Here is a 20,000-nt window from a genome sequence, read left to right on the forward strand (position 1 = left end):
CCGACCACCAGCGTTGCCTCGAGTGCGGTTCGACCGGACGAGAATCGAGCAGGTTCTCAACAATCTGGTAAGTAACGCCCTGAAGTTTTCAAGACCCGGGACGAAGGTCAAAGTGTCGGTTGGACAGATGGATGGCTTGATGGCTGTCTCCGTCGAGGATCGCGGACCTGGGATACCAGCTGATGAACTTGTCAAGCTGTTCCGGCCTTTTTCGCGCACCAGCGTACGAAGCACTTCAGGCGAAAAAAGCACCGGCCTAGGCTTGGCCATTTCTCGCAAGATTATCGAGGCCCATGGCGGCCGGATCTGGGCCGAGTCGGAAGTTGGCAAAGGCTCAACTTTTCACTTCGGCCTGCCGCTACATGCATTGAACGCCCAAAGTGGAGGTCTTGGGTCAGAAACCACGATTGCCGGCCCATAACTTCGGTCAGGACAATCGCAATGTCGAATCAACCCAGGCCTGCAGGTGGAGCGGCCGTACCCTTTCAGCGGGGAGGGAAACGCCTCTTGCCGGTTTTCCTCGCCGTCTGTGCCACCGCGGTCGTTTCCTTGGCCGGTGGGCTTGCCGCGGGTCCCACGTTTACCTTGGTCGGGCTATGCTTCACCGGACTGCTGGCGGTGTTTCTCTGCCTGGTCGTACGCGAGAACGTTGCAGCTCAGCGTCTCGTCGAAGAACGTACCCAGGAGCTTGTCGCAATGCAGCAGAAACTTCTTCGGCAGGAGAGACTTTCTGCCTTGGGCCGGTTTGCAGGCAGTATTGCCCACGAACTGCGCAACCCCTTGGCCGCAATCCAGAATGCCACTTACCTTCTGAACATTGAGCTCGAACGACAGCTAAGTGCACGAGCTACCCAACACCTGAAGGTGATAAACCAGGAGATCGAGCGGTCAAATCGCATCATCACAAGTCTTCTGGACTTTGCTCAGGGTCGGCCTGCTACTCCAGAACCGGTGAGCATTGTCGAGATTCTGACCGACGCCCTGGAACTGGCGGCAATTCCCACTGGAATCAGGGTCGAGCTCAGCGTTCCAGAAGACATGCCTAAGGTCCTTGTGGACGGCGCACAGATGGTTCAGGTGTTCCTGAACATTCTGGTCAATGCAAGGCAGGCTCTCGCCGGGTCAGGCCGGATTCTAATCGGGGCCGAACGTTTGAACCGCTCCGTCAGGGTCGCAGTGACTGACACGGGCCCCGGCATCCTACCAGAACACGCCAGCCGGCTCTTTGAGCCAATGTTCTCTACCAAACCGTTCGGCGTGGGACTGGGGCTTGCGGTGTGCAAATCATTCGTCGAGGCCAATCACGGCACGATTGCCATTGAGTCCGACGCGGGCAGAGGCACGACCGTGACCATAACCCTGCCGGCCTCCAGCGCATAGTCTCGCCCGGGAGTTTCGGAACACGGCATTTGACACAAGGCGTGTTGTCACTACACTGGCCGAGTCAACCGAGGAGCGAACATGTCACTCAGCAGCGAGCTTGAACGAGTCCTTGAACACATCAAGCAGCTTGAGTCGGAGATGGTCACCATGCAGAAGGAACTGGTACGCCGGCCCGCAATTGGGCCGAAATCAGGCGGTGAGGGCGAGAAAGCCAGGGCCGACTATCTTAGGACCGTGCTTGAAAGCTGGGGTCTTGAAGTCACAGAGTACCGCGCAGCGGACCCGAATGTTCCGTGCGGGTACCGACCAAACCTAGTCGCCAGACTGAAGGGAAAGCAGAACACTCTGAAAGACCGAACGTATGACCCGGAGTGCAGAACCTCCGGTCTGGACTCCGTTCGGCGCTTGGCCGTTGGCGAAGTGAAGCCGGCGCTGTGGATAATGACTCATCTGGACGTGGTACCAGCCGGTCCCGAGAAACTCTGGACCCATAATCCATTCGAGGCCACGGTTGAGGAGGGGAAAATATATGGCCGGGGAACCGAGGACAATCAGCAGGAGATGGTGGCCTCCTGCTTCGCGGTCAAGACACTATTGGACCTCGGGATTTCGCCCGCGCGGGACGTGTACCTGATGCTTGTTGCGGACGAAGAGACCGGTTCGCAGTTCGGGATTGACTGGCTATTACAGAACCATGAATTGTGCCGGCCCGAAGACCTCGTTGTTGTCCCGGACGCAGGCAACGCGGACGGAACCATGATGGAAATTGCCGAAAAGTCAATCGCATGGGTAAGGTTCAAGGTGCGGGGACAGCAGAGCCATGCGTCGACACCAAGAGTCAATGCACACCGGGCCGGTGCTAATCTCCTTGTGCGGTTGGATAAGACCCTGCACGAGAAGTATGCGGCAAGAGACGAATTGTTCACCCCGCCGGAATCAACCATCGAGCCGACAAAGAAGGAACCGAACGTCTCAAACATCAACACAATTCCAGGTGAAGATGTGTTCTACTTCGACTGTCGGATACTGCCCGAATATCGCCTCGATGACATTCTGGCCGACATGCGTCTGGTTGCCGACGAGGTCATGAAGGAGTTTGAGACGGAGGTGGACATCACGACCGAGCAACTGGCCCAGGCTGCACCGGCCACCCCGGCTGATGCGCCGGTGGTAAGACTGCTCAGTCAGTCAATCCGGGAGATTTACAAGAAGGAACCGTTTGTTAAGGGAATCGGTGGCGGGACGGTCGCGGCCTTTTTTCGGAGACGCGGAATTCCAGCAGTCGTGTGGGGCAAGCACGCGGGCCGAGCACACAACCCTGACGAGTACTGTCTTGTCGCCAATATGGTGGGCAACGCCGCGGTCTATGCGCACATGATGCTGACTGAGTAGCAAGACAAAGGCCCGACCAGAACAGTCAAACGACCCGTCCTTGACTTAGGGCCGAAGTCGCACTAGAGTGAGAGTGCTATGGACCCAGGGGCACTTGCCAACCTTCGCAGGTTTGTGGACACGAGCCGGGCCGAAGTTGTGGATGAAAGAGCCACCGGTGGTGAAGTCATCAAAATTCCCATACACAGCTCGATGACGCAGCCGCAGCTGGCGCTTTCGATGGTCGCCGACAACCTGGCCCAATTCATGGAAGAAATCACCGGACGCGGCTATCGAAAGGCGGAGGAGGTGTACGATATTGGATACACCGTACGCGAACCAGGACATCAGGCATACGGCCTAAAGGTCCTGATTGAACAGGGGTGCGTGATCGTCAGTCGCGTAGCAATCCTTGAAGACGAAACTGCCTTCCGACGGTATGTGCACTACCTGCGGACCGGGATGATTATCTAACTGGCACTCCGCGTCGAACCCCCTATTAGAGAGTTCCCGGCATTGACCCGGCTCTTAGACGACGGACGTCTGCTCTACGCTCGACAACCAGCAGCACCAGCTCACAACAGAACGCCAGCACAGAAATGTACAGAAGCAGTGGTGTCAGGTTCGCACTAGCGGTCTGAGACGCTGGCCGGATTCTGAATCCCTGACCGGTTAGCCGCTCAAATCGGGCGGTGGTGAGGTCACCCTCTTCCGGCAGCGGGTTCACTGCGAGTCCCAAGAACGGTCCAGTATCGGACTCAATCATGTAGCTACCCGGCGTTCTGGTATCAGACAAAATCAGCATGCCACGGCCCTGGCCCAGAACCGGTTCCAGCCGGTTACGACCTCTGGGGGTAACAATGGTAACCGGTGTCGGCTGGTCAAGTTCGATCCGAATCGTGTCGCCTGCAAAGTACTCGCTCCTTTGATCGATCTGGCACAGATACCCGACTGTCTGATAAAGCAGTGGAACAAACACCGCCCTATATACGAGGTCGGAAAAGTCTGGGGTCGGACTGATTGACCATATGACCAGGCGCTCGCCAGGGACTTCCAAAACAAGCGGGTCTGAATCTGCAAGTTGGACCAGCACCCGGTTGTTTCCAGCGTCGAACCGGGAATGCTGCCAGATATGGACACCCGAGAATGCCTTCGGCTCCAAGCCGGCGAGTGCCGGGTGCGTGGTATCGGCCGCAGCGACCGAGAGAAATCCTGACGGCCGGCTCATACCTCTGCTTGTCGCATAGGTGCTAAGTGAGCTAGGCCCGACCGGAGCCAGTCCAGCCATCAGCAGGCACGCGCCGCCGGAGCGCAGGTAAAACTCGAGCCGATTCCAGTCCGCGGGCGCAAGCGCAAATGCATCGGCGACTATGACAGCACGGTAGCTGCGCAGGTTCACCCGGCCCAGTGCTGCCTGTTCAACAATGTCGACACGAAAGCCTGAGGTAGAGTCCGCAACGAGCGCCTGTCTGACATACCGTCCGGTCACGCGACCGCTTTCAACTAAGAGTACCGGCGTCACCTCGGCCAGGTTGAGAACAAAGAACCGCCTGTCGTCTACAGGCAAAGAGTCGCCGCGAAGCCAGACCTGACCGACGTAACGGCTGGGTCTTGCCACCACAGTCTCGAAGGTGTGATCGAGTCGGCAGAAGGGTGCGAGCTCGACGACTTTCTCCTCGCGCTGACCGTCAAGTTCGAGCGCGAGTGTCCGGCTTGTTCTCGCGCCTGAATAGTTTGTCACCATGACCTTGAGCCGGTTTGGCCGGCCAGCGCGGACAAAAAAATCTTCGGGGAACACCTTCACAATACCCGCGTTGTCAAAGCCCTGGCCGGCAACTGTCTCAAGTGTGAAGTTAGCCCTGGCCGGTACGCGCCAGTCATGACCAATCGAACGTTCCTGCAGGTCAGTTATGCAGATGACTTCGGCACGAAGAGACTCAGCAATTGCTCCTGCCCGCGAAAGGACTCGGTCAAGAGTTGGAGCCACTGCGAACGGCTGAAGCGAATCCAAGAGGCTGAGTACCAGCGATTGTGTGCCCGCCCGGGCCGGGATTTCGATGCCGGACGCGGTGAGAAATGCTAGACGCTGACCCTGACCGCTTGACCGTACAAGCTCCCGGGCCCGCTCAAGCGCCAAACGCCACCGATTACCATAGGACATACTGTAGGAATCATCCAGCACGAGCACTAGGTCTTCAGCCCGGGCCAGCCCGGTAACGCGGCTGGACAGATACGGCCGGGCAAGTGCCAACAGCAGCGAGAAAAGTGCAAGGGTACGCAGCACAAGAAGCAGGATTTCCTTGAGCCGGAGCCAAGAAAAACGCTCCCGCCGTACGGTACGTAGCAGCAGCAGTGAAGGGAACGGTTTGCGCTCAAGCCGCAGACGCGACAGGATGTGGATGATGACCGGAATCGCGGCAAAACCGGCAAGCGGCAGAAGACCGGGATTCACAAAACCCATTGCACTGACCTCAACGCATCCGCTGCCGACGTGCCAAGTAGGCGAACAGTGCTTGGTCGAACGGCGTGTCGGTTGTAATCCGGTGATAGTCAACCAGCCCTTCACGACAACCGCGCTCAAACTCACGGAAAAATGATACGAAGCTGGACCGGTACTCGGCGCCGACCACCCGCGGGTCGAGGGTCATCTCCTGACCAGTCTCTAGGTCGCGCAGCACAACCGGTGTCTTGAACGCAAACCGCTCTTCGTTAGGATCAACGATGTGGAACACAAGTACCTCGTGTTTACGGTGTCGGAAGTGACGCAGGGCAGAAAGTACTAGAGCCTGGTCGTCCCAAAGATCGGAAAGAATAATCACCAGGCCGCGGCGTTTGATGCGTTCGGCCAACTGGTGAAACGTAACTGCCAAGTCAGTATCGCCGCCCGGTCTTGTCTTCTCGAGCTGACTCAGGATAACTCTTAGGTGCGTACCGGTACTGCGGGCCGGAATGTAGGTCTGAATCCGGTCGGTGAAAACCACAAGGCCGGTCGAGTCCTTCTGATGGAGCAACAGATAGGCAAGGCTCGCACCAAGGTAACTTGCATATTCCAGTTTCGAGATACGGCCCTGGCTCCTATACGCCATCGAGCCGGACGCATCAACCACGATGTAACCACGGAGGTTCGTCTCCTCCTCGTATTCCCTCACGTAGAACCGGTCGGTCTTGCCGTAAACCTTCCAGTCAATCCGCTTCAACTCATCACCGGGCATGTATGGCCGGTGCTCGGTGAACTCAACCGAGAAACCCTTGTACGGCGAGCGGTGCAACCCAGCAAGGAAACCCTCAACCACAAGCCGAGCCTTCAAGTCAATGCTCCTGAGCTTGGCAACGACCTCAGGTTTGAAAAGGCGGGAGGAGGTGCCGGTCAGCCCGGCGCTGGAAACAGGCATAGGGAAGTCTAGCTCCGGCAACCCCACCACGCAAGTACTTCAGGTATCCGGGTTGCTTCTTGCTTGACCATTTCCATGGTTCGGCTAGATTGGGACGTGCCTCTAGTCCAGCTGACTGTTTCCGGATTCCGTAACCTTTTGGATACGCGCCTCGAATTGTCGCCCGACATCAACTACTTGTTTGGACCGAATGCAGCCGGCAAGACCAATCTGCTCGAGGCGGTCTACTATCTCGCCATTGGCCGTTCATTTCGGCGCAGTCCGGACAAAGAACTTCTCGGGTTCGGCCAGAGCTGTCTGACCATTGCTGGCACTGACCGCACAGGCCAATCCGGCGAAATAAGGTATGACGGCAGGGAGAAACGAATCCTACGTAATGGCACGGAAATTGACCGACTCTCAGCCTACCTCGGCTGGCTACCAGTTGTGGTATTCCTGCTCGACGACATTGATCTAGTCCGTGGCGCTCCGACCTTGCGCCGTGGTTTTCTGGACCTCGCAATTGCCAAGACCGACCCGGCATACATCCCGGTACTCAACAAGTACCGACATGCCCTGCGGCAGCACAACCGACTCCTGGAGCAAGCCGCAGCCATGAACGTTCGCGAAGCATGGGAGTCAGAGCTGGTCCAGACCGGAGTCGCGGTGTACAAACAGCGCCTGCGTGTTGTCGGCCCACTCCTAGAAGCGGCCATGCGGCACGGCCGGACATTACTCGGTACTGATTGCAGCTACGAGTACCGGCCCAGCATCGGTACAATCGGTTCTGAGAACAGTCACTCGGACCTAACCGAGCAGTTCCGCACAAGGCTCGTCGCCTTCCGACACCGGTCAGAAGAACTGAAACAAACTGTCGTCGGACCGCACCGGGACGACATTCTCGTGCGCAGCGCTGACCGGGAGCTGAGGCGGTTTGGTTCGATTGGCGAACAACGACTGGCCGCGGTCGCACTCCGGCTTGCTGAAGCCGACCTCCTTGCGTCAAGTCAGAAGGGCCCAGCGGTATTCCTACTCGATGAAATCGTATCCGAGCTGGACGAGCAACGTAGCCGGATGGTGCTTGAACTTGTGGCTCAACGAGGTCAGATGATATACGCGGCCGCAAAGGACCCGAGGCGCAAAGGGTGGAGCGGCCACTGGATAGAGATGAAGGACGGGCTGAGGCCGGGCTCCGAAGCCGCAGCACCATCGGCCTCCGAAATCCGTGAACTCTTTCCGGCCGGAAAGGTATTCCATGTCCAAGCAGGGAAAATCTCAGAAGTTCGTTAGCTTGGGGAGGGTCCTACCAAAGGTCTTGCGGGAACTCCATCTCGAAGAGCTGCTGCATGGTCGCCGACTGGTTGAGAAGTGGCCAGAGGCGGTTGGAGAGATCATCGCTCGTCACACCTGTGCACTGTCTTTCGAGGACGGCACGCTTCTCGTTTCGGTTGACAGCCCGGGGTGGATCAACCAACTCATCTATCTCAAGCCGCGGCTGTTCAAAGCGTTAGCCAAGTATGTCAAACGAGGCACAATCAAAGACATCCGGTTCGTACTCAAGCATTCCAGACCCCAACCGCAGTAGCGTCCTTCTCACCGTAGCTTGTCTTTCACTTCACTTGGAAAAGACGACCTCGGCCACATCCACACAACTTATCTTTACTGGGACGACGTCGGATTTTGTTGTGGCTTCGAGGGACGTTCCTAATTCTGGACCTCCAACGCCCGGCGCATCTCGGCGTGCATGAGGACCGGCCTCAACGCGTTGGTTGCGGAGAACAACTGACCACTGCTTCCAAGGTCTACGCCTTTAGTTCTGCCAGTTGCTGTTTGAGAGCCGGTACCAACTTATGCATGTCATCAACGATGCCGTAATGGGCGATCGAAAATATCGGTGCATTCGGGTCCTTGTTGACTGCGATTATTGTCTCGGACGCTCTCATGCCGGCCACGTGCTGAAATGCGCCTGAGATACCAAGCGCTATGTAGAGTCTGGGCTTTACCGTCTTGCCCGAAGAACCAACCTGGCAGTCCTTAGGCAACCAGCCAGCGTCAATCACCGGTCTCGACCCTGCCACGACCGCACCGATTGCGTCTGCCAGTTCCTTCACCGGCGTCAGGTTTGCCACCTCTTTCAAGCCTCGGCCTACTCCGATAATTACGTCAGCCTTGGTTATGTCAATGCCCATGCTCGGAATTTCGTCCAGACTGACGAACCTCGTTCTAAGACCCCCAGCCAACACGCCGGATGCGTCCCATCGCTCTACTTGCGTGGCAAGCCCGGCTGGTCCGGGCCTGAAGTTTGACTGCCGTACCATCACTAACACCGGTTTCGAACTAACCAGCCGGTCCGCGTTCAGCTTGCTGCCATACATTCCCCGCGTAACAACAAGCCCTTCGCCTGTCCACCTGAAACCGGCTGCGTCAGAAACCAGCCCGGCCCCGAGCTCAACTGCTAGGCTCGGGGCAAGGTCGGTACCGAAGGCAGAGTGAGCAACCATTACCACGTCCGGCCGACGCTCGGATACGAGCTTTGCCAGTACCCGCTGGTACCGCTCGGCATTGAACTGTCCAAGCTCGGGATGAGTGACACATACTATCCTGTCTGCCTGACCGGCAAGCGGTTCAAGCAGCGTCTCTCGGTCGGTTAGAAGCAGTGCCTCTACCTTGCCGCCCATTTCTCCAGCCAGTCCGCGAGCCGCGGCCAGCATCTCCAGAGTCACATCCCTTATTGTTCCCTGTCGATGTTCAACCAAAACCGTAACCCAGCTCATCGTCCAACTCCCTCATCGGCTGGGCCCTGTTCATTAGTCATTCGCCTCGTCATGCCAGTCCTCTTTCCCTCAGAATCTCAGCCACCCGCCTGGCCTTGGTTGGCACGTCACCTTCGATCATCTCTGCTCCAGACACGACTTCGGGCACGTACAGTTTCAGCAAGGTGGTCATTGGTTTCGTTTCGCTATCGCCTATTCCCAGTTCTTCAATCCGTGTTTCTACGACTGGCTTGGTCTTGGCCCGCTTTATGCCAAGAATCGAAGCATAGCGCGGAGTGTTTCCTCCGGTCTGGATCGAAACCACGCACGGCATTGTAAGCTCCTCGGTCTCAAGCAGTCCGCCCTCGAGCTCACGCCGGACCAAGAGTTTCTTGTCACCGACATCCAGCTTGGTCACGTATGCGGCGTGGGGCCAGCCCAGCATCTGAGCCAGTGCCGGCCCGACCTGCGAGTCTTCCACGTCTTGCGCGATGCAGCCAGTCAGCACAAGGTCGAAATTGCCCCGCTGGAGGAAGGCTGCGAGTATCCGGGCGATCACCAGGCTATCGGCATCATCAATCCCCGCGTCGTCGATCCGCGTCGCTTGACCTGCACCCTTGGCAAGCCCCATCCGTAGCACTTCAACCGACTCTGGGGTACCAAGCGTAAGCAGTGTGACGTCGGCGCCGGTCCGGTCCTTGAGTAGGAGTGCTTCCTCCAAGGCATAATTGTCGGCTTCATTGATTGTGAATATCAGATTGTCCTCTATGATGTGCTTGCCGGTCTGGTCAACTCTAAGTGCTGCCTCGCTTGTGTCCGGGACCCGCCGAACACACACTGCTATCTTCATTCTGCCTCCTTGACTAAGGTCCGAAAACCGAAAGCATGAACATGATTGGATTGCCGAACCTCATGCGTCCTACAGTAATGGCTCTATTGCAACACATGACGCGAGTTGCAAGGATACGCTAAGAATCCAGGCGGTCAAGCCGCGGATGAATCCGGAAATAGAAGTGGAAACAAGATGTGGAGCAAGAAAGACAGCCTTTGGGTTCGCACTCGATTTGACAGCCCTGCACGACAAGATAACATCCTCGACGATGGGCAAGAACCGTAAGATGAAGCTCGGACAGAGCCGCCGGGAAATGCCCGGTTTCTGGCTCTGGATTGTCACCGGTCTAGTTGTGCTGTTCCTTCTGTTCATGCTGGCACGAACCTTGTCGCACACCGCGGTCGAACCTGCGCCAATACCGTTGCTGGCAACCGCCCAACAGGACCTAGTCTCGCTGACTCGAATGCTCGGCGAAATTGAACCTGACACGTTCGGCTTCGGCAGCCTGCCCGCAGAGATTTGCTGTCGGCTCAAACCCACAGACTCGCTCATCGCTGAGCAGAACTGGCCTGAGGCGATAGCCGAGCTGCACCGCTGCCTGAAGAGGGTACCGGACCGATACGTATCGGCTGTCCATGCCTGTCTTGGGTTCTGTTACTACCACTCGGCCAGTCTTGACCGATCGCTTGCAGAATTCCGCAAAGCGTTCCAGCTCGGCGCGTTGCCCCGGGCCTCAGTAGTTTCGCCCCTGCAACACCTATCGCCCCCTCTTTCTCACACCACCTCCTTGCAGAAGGAAGAAGACGTCAAGGTCGGGGCTTCCGGAGTTACGTCGGATTCCGGTCATCGGACGTCTAGTGCTCAGACCGCGGACTCAGGAACTTCCGGAACCCCGCATTTCGAACTTGCGGCCGATGATTCCACCGGCCGGGGGCTCCGAGCTCGCGCTGCTTTCGCTATAGCGTACCTGTTTCAGAGCCGCGGGTTCCCAGACAGTGCCGAGTACTACTACTTCGCGGCCCGCGCACTCCTGCCTGATTCTTCACCCTTGCTGGCCGCGGTACTCAACAACATTGGCGTGATACGCGAGACTCGTGGGGATACGACCGGAGCCCGCAAACACTATGCGGCGGCTGCTGTTTTCTGCGACACCGTCGCGAATACCCCATCAGCCAGAACCCTACGTGATAATCTGAGAAGGTTGACTCGTTAGACCACTTCAAGCGGGTCAACGTCAACCATGACTTCCACCCCGCGCGACTCCAGCCGGCTACGGCTGAAGAACCGATCAAGCTGGTTTGAAAAGTCAAACCGGACAAGAAGCCGTGACGCGACAGACCCAGCCCTTTTCACGACCGGGACCGGTCCCAACACGTCCACCCCGCGCATCTTGCTGACTAGGCGTGCAATCCTTTCGGCTTGGCGCTGTGCCTGCCGCAAATCGCGTGACCGGAACTCTATCAGTGCAAGACGCCGTGCCGGCGGAAAACCGAGCTGCCGGCGTGATTCCAGTTCCTGCTCTAAGAACCAAACCGGATCCTGTTCGATTGCTGCTCGTACCGCAGGATCGTCTGGCCGCCAAGTCTGAACCACGAGCCGACTTGAGAGCTGCCGAGCCCGCCGTTCCAGCTCGTATAATGTCTGGAACGCCCGTTCCCGTGCGCGGAAATCTGGCACCACCAAATCGTAGTCAAAGCAAACTGCTGCAACAAGCCTCGTGATGGCGGGCCACGTTCTTGACAGCAGCGCCAGGGTACCTACTACAGCACTGCCTGTTTTCCCCGGTATCGGTTCACCAGTGTCCGCACTGACCTGCGTGACTCCGGCAGTAGGCGCGATTCGCTGTACCTCACGTGCCACCAGTTCGATTCCGGGTGCGCGGAACTGAAACCTTGTGCCATTGCACGCTGGACACTGCTCGGGTGCCGCACGCACGCGCCCGCACATGCCGCACCCGACTGTCTGGTCCGCTTCAAGTACAAGCGGCACCCCGCACTGTACACAGGTTAGCACGTTACCGCAGTCCTGACATGCCACATGCCTCGACAAACCGCGTCGGTTCACGTAGAGAATTGCAATACCCGAATCAAGCGCCCGAACCAGCTCTTGTTCGAGCCGCAAGGAGAAAATCCGGCCTCGGTGGGCATGCATATCCACGATAAAGCTCGCCTGCCTTGTCCCGGTGGCAGCCGGACGCTCGAGCCAGGAATAGGTGCCGGCTCTTAGATTGAAATAGGTCTCGGCTGATGGTGTGCGGTCGCACAGAAGCACCGGACAACCCACAACCTTGGCCCTTGCGATTGCCACGTCCCGAGCATGGTACCGGGGATGTCTCTCCTCTTTATATACCCTGCTGTGTTCGTCAACCACCACGATGCCGGCAAGGTGCCTGACCGGTGCGAAAACAGCTGACCGCACGCCGACCACGAGCGGTCGCTCAGCAGTGCGGACATGCCGCCATGCGCGTTTCAACTGCGCCGGACTCAGTCCCGAATGATACTCGACGAGATTCTGGCCAAAGCGCTCTGCCAGCCACGACCACCACTGTCCACTCTTCTCCTGAGGCAGGAGTACTAACACCGCACCGTGAATTATCCTCGCCTCGACAAATGACCCAACTATCTCGGCTCGCTGCGCGGTCCGGCAGGAGCACAAAACGGCAAAGCGGCTCTCGGCAAAGGCTGGAAAACTGGCGCCTGGCGTGGTATCGCACACTACCAGTTGGCTGGTGTCAACCACATGGTGTAACCTTGGCCGGTATCCGCACATTCCCTGGGGCAGGACTGTATTCAACACCTCGCCCATCGTTGCCCAGTAGTTTTGGCTGACCCAGTGCATGAGCGCCACAAGTTCACGCTCGACAAAACCGCGCTCAATGACGGCAAGCACCGGTAACAGTAGTCTTGAGCTCCGGAGTCCAAACTTCGAACTTGCTTGATCCCGGAGTGCGACAACCACACCCTTTGTTCTCCGGCCGCGAAGCGTAACCTGCACGCAGTCACCTGGTGTAAGTTCTCCGACACGTTCCGGGTCATACCAGTAAGTCAGTTCATCCAGCCTCGGCCTAGGAATGACCACGTCGCAGAACCGGAACGGGCCTGGGATTTGAGCCTCGCTGCTTGGAGCTTTGGACTTCAAGATTAGTACCGCAGCTTGAACCGGTACCGTACCGAGTACCGGCCTTCTTCCGACTTATTGCCGACGATTTCGCTCCGGCGGTCCAAGTAGTACTCGACCGTGAATGCCGGCTGCATCGCTCCGGTGAAGTTCTGTGTGTAGGTAAAGTAAAGGTCCCTGGCCACATACTTGCCTACCGTTACCTTGTACCCTTCGCCCCCCGCAAACGCGCTCTCAAAGCTGAGTTCATCAAGACCGATGTAGTTTCGCACGCGCTTGGTCGCCTGAGTCTGGAAGTAACCGAGCAGTCGCTCTGACAGGTACCGTGTGGCCGCCTGACGGCTCTCCAGCCCGGCTAGTTCCTCGGCGGTGACATTCAGGCTCAGGTAGGTGACAATTTGACTTTCATCCCAGCCTCGTGGCTCGGCCTCAAGCCTGAACTCTGGTTTTTCGAGTGTACCGCTAATGGTAAGCACGATGCGGTCCGGTGCCGTACCGTCGGTCCCTACGCGCCGATGCACTGGCAGCTCGGCCCTGATGTTTAGTGACGGGTTGAGCCGGTCGATATTGTCAAACCGGATCTCGCCCTGCGTTACGCGCAGAGTGTGGTCTAGGTAGTAGATGTTGCCTTGGCGCGACGACAGTCGGCCCGAGTAGGTTTCTTCGCTCATTGTCTGACGAACCTGAAGGTCACCGGACAGTTCGATGTCGGCAAGCGGGTTACGCAGCCATATTGCCCGTTCCCCCCTGACCCGCAGGTCATATACGACCGAATCCCCCTTACTGGACGATGACTGAACTGCAGTTTGATTTGGTCCGAACCCGAATGCCAAAAGCGCTTCCTCTACGTCGAGCGTGCCTTCAAGCGATAAAGGCCGGTGTGATTGCCACGAAATCGTAAGGTCGCCGGCAACTACCGCGTACACCTCAGGTAGCGGGCTGATAGTGGCGCCGTCCGGCCGTATTCTGTAGCGCAACGAATCCACCAACCAGTCCTCTCCCAAGTCCACGAACCCGGTCGCTGTCACGAGTCCTGCACCCGAGGCGGCCGAAAGTTTCTCCAATTCAATTCGGTCCGCGCTCGCGGCAAGTTCAGCATTGACCCGGTCCAGCTTCATATTGATAGCCGGGACTGACAAGGTGCCAGCCACAACCCTGAGCCGGCCTGTAAGATTCGGCTCAGACACCCCGCCCCGCCACCTTAACTGGCCGTAAAGCTGCCCTTCTGAAAGCTCCAGCGTAGGACGCAGGAAAGCAAGCACCCAGGTTCCCGGATCAGCAATATCGGCCGAGAAGTCAACATCCTTAAGAGCAACGCGCGGGGACAGTTCATACGATACCCGGCCGGACAGCACCGTGGTATCCCTTGCGTGCACGAACCAGAGCTGTCGGACCAAGGCTTCAGTCCGACTCGCCATGAGGTCAAGCACAAGGTCCTTCACCATGAGCCCAACCGAAGGTAACTCCAAGTCTTCAGTCCGCATCCTTAGCTGGAAGCTGTCCTGGCCTGAGACCTCGAAGTTCCAAGTCCCCCATATTTCAAACGGCAGACGGGCAAGTTTCTGCAGCTTGCGCAGATTCAGCTTCTTCCCCTGCACCTGCACCATCGGCAGCGACCGTCCTGATTGCACTAGGTGAAGTTCAAGTGTACCGTCGGCAACGTGGTACCGCACATCCCGGACCGCAACCGAGTCCCGGTTCAAGATGAATACAAATGGCTCGTCCAAGGCAAGGGTTTCTTCACGGGTTGCGAACTGAAATCGGTTCACCTCGCAATCAACACCGTCCCGGCCAAGCCGGACCAGACCACCGGCCAGCAACTGATCTTCCGGACGGTCAACCCGCAGGTCGAATTCGGCGTCCTGCAACGTAAGCTGAGCTGCATCCAGAGTCCAATTCCGTGCCTCCCGGTCTCCTTTCCCTTGGAGCAAAGCCAACGGCAATCGGGGACCAAGACCCGGGGTTCCTGACAATCTGCCAGGTTGATCCGAACCAAGCCATGGCAGCATTACCCCCTCAACACCTACCATCAGTCGGCCGCGCAGTGCCCGGCCGACGGCGATGTCAAACTCGGCCAACCCCTGCTCAAATCTCATACTAGCAATTTCCAGGCCGGTCGCCCTTACTCCACCCTTCAGCTCAATGCTGTCAATCCCGCCGGCTCCAGTCACAAGCCCTTTGAGCCGGCCCGCAGCCGGCATTCCAAAGAAACTGCCAACAAGACCGACATCCAGACTGTCAATCGCGCACCTGAAGTCCAATAGCTGCCATTTATCAGCCACTGCGTGCCACTCGCAGCTTGCCCACAGCCAGCCGGCCGGGCCGCGCATATCCACGCTACCGCTCGCCCTACTTACCTTTTCACCCGACTTCCGCCACTCGCCGCTCACCACCAGAGTATCAATACCAAGCTCGCGCACTCTGACTCCGGCCATGACTGCAATCGAGTCAATTCCTCTGCCCATTGCCCTGATATCGGCCTGGACCCTGACATCTGGCAGTGCCGGCTCCACGCGGCGGACCGCAACATTCCTCATACTCGCCCTAGCCTCGAAAACAGAACTAGTCAGCTCAAAACTCCCTGAAAGCTCGAACTCGCCAAGCGCTGGGTCTTTACCGCTCGCCTCAACACGCAGCTCAGGTTCGGTCAAAGTCAGACGGCCCCGAATCGTTGGCAAACGGATTCTGCCAAGCAGCATGCCTTCGGCCGCATACCCCAGTTCGCCGCTGCGTGTCTTGCCGCGTTGTCGGACATTGCCCCTTACCACTACCCGGCCAGGCCAGGTCGCAAATTCCGCAATGTCCACGCTGAGATTCTCCAGTACTGCGTCGCCACCGCTGCCGTCCAGTGCGAACCGAAGGTTTCCGGTCAACCTCGAACCTGCGGTAAGCACCGTCATGCTATCCAGAACAAGCGAGTCCGGAGTTATGCGGCACAACGTACTGATGTCCCCAACGCACACCCTTTCCTGGACCAGACGGCCACTGGCCCTGACAAACCGGGCTTCGACCACGGACGGGTTCGAGAAGATGCTTAGAACCAGTTCAAGCGATTCCGCCCTAGGTTGACCGTCAACATACAACGAACCCTGGCTCACGTGCAATTGGCGCAAGGCAAGTCTTGGAAACGACACGCGAGTTGGAACGCCATCGCGACTTGGTTCACTTGACCAGTTCTTGACGCTCAGGAAGACGCTTGGCTCCAGTATTTCAACCTCGGACAGAGGTAGCCGGCCACGCAGAAACCCAAACGGCTCATAGGTTAGCGTCAATGCCCGCGCTTTCACCGAATCGCTGCCAAAAACCACAGCTACGCACTCGAATGTTGGGGTACTGAACACGTTCCCGCTCAGCCGGCCGTAGGTTATCCGACCGGAGATTGAACGGCTGACCTGACGTAGTGCAAGGTCAATCACCAGCCGCCCGACATGCTGCCTGAACAAAAAAAGTAGCAGGGCTAGCATCAGCAGTATGGCAACCGCAACTGGACAGCCGTATCGTCTAGGTGCTTTCGCCTGCCGGCCCTTGGCCGGACCCCGATGTGCATCAATGTTCATTGGTGACTCTGTCAGCTCACCAGCCTAGAATGCATGCAGCAGTCCCAAGTAGAACTTTCCCTTGTCACCCGGCGCCGGATTCTTGAGTCGTTTCCCCCAGTCAAGCCGAACCGGTCCAATCGGCGTTCTCACCCTGAGGCCAGCTCCAGCAGAATACTCAAGGTCCGTCAGCGTGTACCCGGCAGCAGAACCGATGACCTCGCCGGCGTCGAAAAAAACGACCAGGCCGACCCAACCGAAAACGTACGGCGTACGCAGTTCGACATTTGTATTCAGCACTGCCGGACCGAACCGGTCGGTACCGATTGAATCCGGCCCCAGTGACCGATCACGATATCCGCGCAGGGTATTTCGGCCACCAAGCGCAAAACCTTCATAATACGGTATTGCGACAGTTCGGCCGAAGAGTATATCTCGGCCAACCATCGCCCGTACCGCCAGTACGAACCTCGGACCGACCACTTGAAACCAACGTGTCTCAGCGGTAAACCGATAGAAGTCGTTATCACCACCAAGGCTTCCGCCGGCCACCTCGACCGCGGGCCTGACGTACAACCCAGAAGCCGGATCAAAGAAATCGTCCCGTGAATCATACGTTGCGTTTAGTGCCACGGAATTTGTGATACCCCGGCTAGTATCGGCAACGAGCCTCAGCCGGTTGAACAACCCAAGACTCAGATACCTGGTCAGGTTCCGGCAAAGCCCGGTCTCGATACCGTATTCCCGCCGCAGCAGCGTATCCACCCTCTCCCAGTAGAAAAACGGATGGGTCTGAAGATCAACCCTCATCAGAATCAGATACGGTAGGCGATAGTGGACGTCCAGTGCTGTCCGGAAGTCACCGCTGAAGTTAGGACTGAACTCAATGCTAACGTCGAACTGCTGTCCGCGGTTCAGGACGTTGTTGTGCTCCCATTCGATGGAGAAGAGCAGACGCCACGGCGGAGTCTCGAATCCGCCGCCGAATGCAAAAACCCGATACGGCTGTTCGGCGACGTCGAACCGCACCACAACACGGTTGCTCGACGTATCCGGCCGCAATACGTGGAACAGTACCCGCTGAAAAAGCCGAGTAGCATACAGCCGTCGCGCGGCTTCCTGCAAACGCTGCTGACTGAACATCTCTCCCTCGCGCAGCTCCAGTGTCCTCAGCACCGTGGCGGTCCGAACTGTTCGGTTGCCCCGCACCCGCAGTTCACCGAGATAGCAGCGTGGTCCCTCGGTAACTTCAACAACAAGGTCGGCCAGTGTGTCCCCATACCGCCATTCGGCTGTCACGTTAGCAAATGGGTATCCGGAATTAAGGTACAACGTTCTCACGACCTGCAAACACCGGCTCACTGAACCGGCATCATAATATCCTCCCACCCTCACCGGCAATAGTTGGATAAGCCGTTCTGTTTCGAACGTTCGGTTTCCGATGATTGCAATCGTACCGACACGCGTTCTTATTCCCTCCACCACGTTCAGCACAACGACGTACATCCGTCGCCCCCTGCTCACCCGCCGGCCGACTTGGGCATCGCGGAACCCGTTATCATGGTAGAACTGCTCAAGCGCCCTTACATCGCCATCAAGTCGGCGCTCGTCCAATGGCTGTCGGGCCCGGACTGTGACAACGCTTAGAAGCTGCCGGCCGGAGAACGTTCGGTTCCCTGCAAATCTTACCGCCTCGATTGAGTCAACCCTGGCGACTTGACTCAGAAAAAGAACCACTGAAGCAGCGAGTGCTACCGCCAAGGTACCATCTCCTCTTCGAACACACTTGGCTTTCTCTTCGGTTCATCTCGTCGGGCTGGCATTACCACTGATAATAGCACTACGCTTCCGACTCTGTCAATCCATGACCTGATCCCAAAATCCTGATGCAGAAGTTGAAGTTTGCGGCCAAAGGCGCTTGATACGACAGTTGTGATACCATAAAGTGCCGCGAGCTGCTCAAGCGCTGTTGTGCCAGCCTCCGGCAGACTGGTTCAGTACCGGAAATGACCTGTGCGGAAATTCGGCATGACGCCAGTAAAGGCTCGGGGAATCTGCCGGCAGTCGGGCAGCGGCCTAGGTCGGCGCGAAGACAAGTCTCAAGCGGTCGTGGATAAGTTTCAGTAGTTCATGGTAACAGGTTCTGACCTGCAACCACAGCTCTTGACCATGTGGCACCACTTTGCCGGCGATGAAGACAAGCTGCCAGCGGAACGTGGCTATCGTCTTCGTGACCCAGTCACCACCTAACAGCAACCGCTTCACTACCACCGCCAGGTTGTGCGCCAATACGCCAAGCCCCAGCCACACCGCATTGGCCCTAAGACTCTGACACGGAAAGTAGCCCATACCGAAGCTGCTCTTGAGCTCTTTGTTGTTCTCCGCATTGCCCCGGCCGTTATGAAACCAGATGATGTCTTTCGTCTCTCGCTCGTAGTCATTGGTCGCAATCGCGTGGTAGCAGTAGGCTCCATCGAACAGGTCCGGCCGGGGATTCGGCCAACGCTCGATAATGATGGTGAAAGCCTCGGTCTTTTCCATACAATGCACCGTAGTCCTGTATTCCCGGTCGGTCTGTTTCCCATCCGGTCCGACCAGCCGCATCCGGCCACTCTACTCCTCTGCCAGACGCTTGATTGTCGCCTTCACCCCCGCATCCTGGTCAGCCGTGATGGTGAAGGTCACCTTCAATTTCCGGCAGGCGTTGAACACCTTGGCCTGGCAGCCGGCTGAGTCGCTGCGGAACTAACGCAACCGTTTGCTCAGTGAGGCAAGTAGCTTGCGCGTATGCTCAAGCTGCTTCTCGATGCCGACACCGGCCGGCACATTGCCATTCTGGAAGTCACAGGCCACGCACAACCCCAGCTCGGCCAAGAAGCTCAGAAGCGGAGCCAAAGTGCGGAGTCCTGGTAGCACATCCTGGCCGTGGCACTCTCTGTTTCAATCAAAGTAGCGTCGGTATTGAGTGTGAAGTCGGGGACGCCGCTCTTGATGATAGCAGTACTAGCCAAGTATTCGTTGACCTGTTTTGTTCCCGGGATACAGTAGGGTACCTTGAGCCAGACACCGACAGCATCGGCTCAGGGTACGTGACGGAAGCCATAGAGCTTCCTGAGCCCGGAGTCCTGTTGAATCTCCCGGATGTCCTCCAGACATTGGCCGCCGCCGGTAAGCATAAGCGCCAAGGGCATGACGTAGTCTTCCGGACTGATACCACGGTTGGAGCAGGGTGTCGGCAAGCGCTTGTGTGTCTGCGCCACGACTCCGGAGGGCAGGGTGGCCTCATGGAATAGGGCCAGGCCGCTCAGGCTGGTGATGATTTCTTCAGTCACGCCGAGCTTGAAAGGAAGGAATTCCTGACCGATACCATGGTTGTCCATAAGGCTGCTCCTCCCTTTACCCAATCGGTGAAAGTTGTTCATACCTGTTAGACGCGAGAACTTGACAGGAAATACAAGAGACGCAGCGTTCTTTCTTGCAGTTCTATATAGGGACTAGGGGTGCGACATTAGCTCTAGCCCAGGTACATGGTGACCCCCTGAGGGCGGCCGCAAAGTCGGCTGGCATTCCGCCAAGAGACTGGCTTGCGTTGCGAGGAAGCGTGAAAACGTTGCTGCACGAGACGAAACTGAAAGAA

17 protein-coding genes are annotated in these 20,000 nt (G+C 57.6%); 7 read left to right on the forward strand and 10 right to left on the reverse strand.

What is annotated here, in order from left to right; translation table 11 throughout:
• The 4 genes from ABIL25_06390 to ABIL25_06405 all read left to right on the forward strand — a co-directional run.
• The coding region (locus ABIL25_06390) for an ATP-binding protein (GenBank protein MEO0081904.1) at positions 1-421 on the forward strand (421 nt) is incomplete at its 5' end.
• A 20-nt stretch (positions 422-441) separates the two neighbouring features.
• Positions 442-1,380 carry an ATP-binding protein gene (locus tag ABIL25_06395; GenBank protein ID MEO0081905.1) on the forward strand — a complete coding sequence of 313 codons (939 nt, stop codon included), beginning with the start codon at positions 442-444 and terminating at the stop codon, positions 1,378-1,380.
• 81 nt (positions 1,381-1,461) lie between these two features.
• On the forward strand, positions 1,462-2,775 hold the full coding sequence (locus tag ABIL25_06400; GenBank protein MEO0081906.1) for a M20 family metallo-hydrolase: 1,314 nt from the start codon (positions 1,462-1,464) through the stop codon (positions 2,773-2,775).
• A gap of 78 nt (positions 2,776-2,853) precedes the next feature.
• Positions 2,854-3,228, forward strand: a complete 375-nt coding sequence (locus tag ABIL25_06405; protein MEO0081907.1) for a hypothetical protein — start codon at positions 2,854-2,856, stop codon at positions 3,226-3,228.
• 25 nt (positions 3,229-3,253) lie between these two features.
• On the opposite strand, the gene ABIL25_06410 is transcribed toward ABIL25_06405, so the two are convergent.
• Positions 3,254-5,215: a BatA domain-containing protein gene (locus ABIL25_06410; GenBank protein ID MEO0081908.1), complete on the reverse strand. Its 1,962-nt coding sequence runs from the start codon at positions 5,213-5,215 to the stop codon at positions 3,254-3,256.
• Between the two features lie 10 nt (positions 5,216-5,225).
• Positions 5,226-6,146: a DUF58 domain-containing protein gene (locus ABIL25_06415; protein MEO0081909.1), complete on the reverse strand. Its 921-nt coding sequence runs from the start codon at positions 6,144-6,146 to the stop codon at positions 5,226-5,228.
• Positions 6,147-6,242: 96 nt separating this feature from the next.
• Between ABIL25_06415 and recF the strand changes: the two genes are divergently transcribed.
• Complete coding sequence (gene recF / locus ABIL25_06420) at positions 6,243-7,415, forward strand: DNA replication and repair protein RecF (GenBank protein MEO0081910.1); 1,173 nt, start codon at positions 6,243-6,245, stop codon at positions 7,413-7,415.
• 1 nt (position 7,416) lies between these two features.
• Positions 7,417-7,710: a DUF721 domain-containing protein gene (locus ABIL25_06425; GenBank protein ID MEO0081911.1), complete on the forward strand. Its 294-nt coding sequence runs from the start codon at positions 7,417-7,419 to the stop codon at positions 7,708-7,710.
• 217 nt (positions 7,711-7,927) lie between these two features.
• On the opposite strand, the gene ABIL25_06430 is transcribed toward ABIL25_06425, so the two are convergent.
• Both ABIL25_06430 and ABIL25_06435 read right to left on the reverse strand, forming a co-directional pair.
• Positions 7,928-8,899, reverse strand: a complete 972-nt coding sequence (locus ABIL25_06430) for an electron transfer flavoprotein subunit alpha/FixB family protein (protein ID MEO0081912.1) — start codon at positions 8,897-8,899, stop codon at positions 7,928-7,930.
• A gap of 49 nt (positions 8,900-8,948) precedes the next feature.
• Positions 8,949-9,728 (reverse strand): electron transfer flavoprotein subunit beta/FixA family protein, encoded by a 780-nt coding sequence (locus tag ABIL25_06435; GenBank protein MEO0081913.1) that lies wholly within the window; start codon positions 9,726-9,728, stop codon positions 8,949-8,951.
• Between the two features lie 145 nt (positions 9,729-9,873).
• On the opposite strand from ABIL25_06435, the gene ABIL25_06440 reads away from it, so the two are divergent.
• Positions 9,874-10,923, forward strand: a complete 1,050-nt coding sequence (locus ABIL25_06440) for a hypothetical protein (GenBank protein ID MEO0081914.1) — start codon at positions 9,874-9,876, stop codon at positions 10,921-10,923.
• Here ABIL25_06440 and priA read toward each other — a convergent pair.
• From priA to ABIL25_06470, 6 genes are all read right to left on the reverse strand, one after another.
• Positions 10,920-12,848 carry a primosomal protein N' gene (gene priA / locus ABIL25_06445; protein MEO0081915.1) on the reverse strand — a complete coding sequence of 643 codons (1,929 nt, stop codon included), beginning with the start codon at positions 12,846-12,848 and terminating at the stop codon, positions 10,920-10,922. The two genes, ABIL25_06440 and priA, sit on opposite strands and share 4 nt — an antisense overlap.
• Positions 12,849-12,850: 2 nt before the next feature.
• Complete coding sequence (locus tag ABIL25_06450; protein ID MEO0081916.1) at positions 12,851-16,384, reverse strand: translocation/assembly module TamB domain-containing protein; 3,534 nt, start codon at positions 16,382-16,384, stop codon at positions 12,851-12,853.
• Between the two features lie 24 nt (positions 16,385-16,408).
• Positions 16,409-18,124, reverse strand: coding sequence for a BamA/TamA family outer membrane protein (locus ABIL25_06455; protein ID MEO0081917.1), 1,716 nt, complete (start codon positions 18,122-18,124; stop codon positions 16,409-16,411).
• A gap of 315 nt (positions 18,125-18,439) precedes the next feature.
• A complete protein-coding gene (locus ABIL25_06460; GenBank protein MEO0081918.1) occupies positions 18,440-18,967 on the reverse strand; it encodes a transposase in 528 nt (175 codons plus the stop codon).
• A 141-nt stretch (positions 18,968-19,108) separates the two neighbouring features.
• Entirely contained in the window at positions 19,109-19,258 is a 150-nt protein-coding gene (locus ABIL25_06465) for a hypothetical protein (GenBank protein ID MEO0081919.1), read from the reverse strand.
• A gap of 185 nt (positions 19,259-19,443) precedes the next feature.
• Positions 19,444-19,743, reverse strand: a complete 300-nt coding sequence (locus ABIL25_06470) for a hypothetical protein (GenBank protein ID MEO0081920.1) — start codon at positions 19,741-19,743, stop codon at positions 19,444-19,446.
• Between the last annotated feature and the right edge of the window lie 257 nt (positions 19,744-20,000).

Source organism: candidate division WOR-3 bacterium, from assembly GCA_039801365.1.
Lineage (GTDB): Bacteria > Hydrothermota > Tepidihabitantia > Tepidihabitantales > Tepidihabitantaceae > JBDRUN01.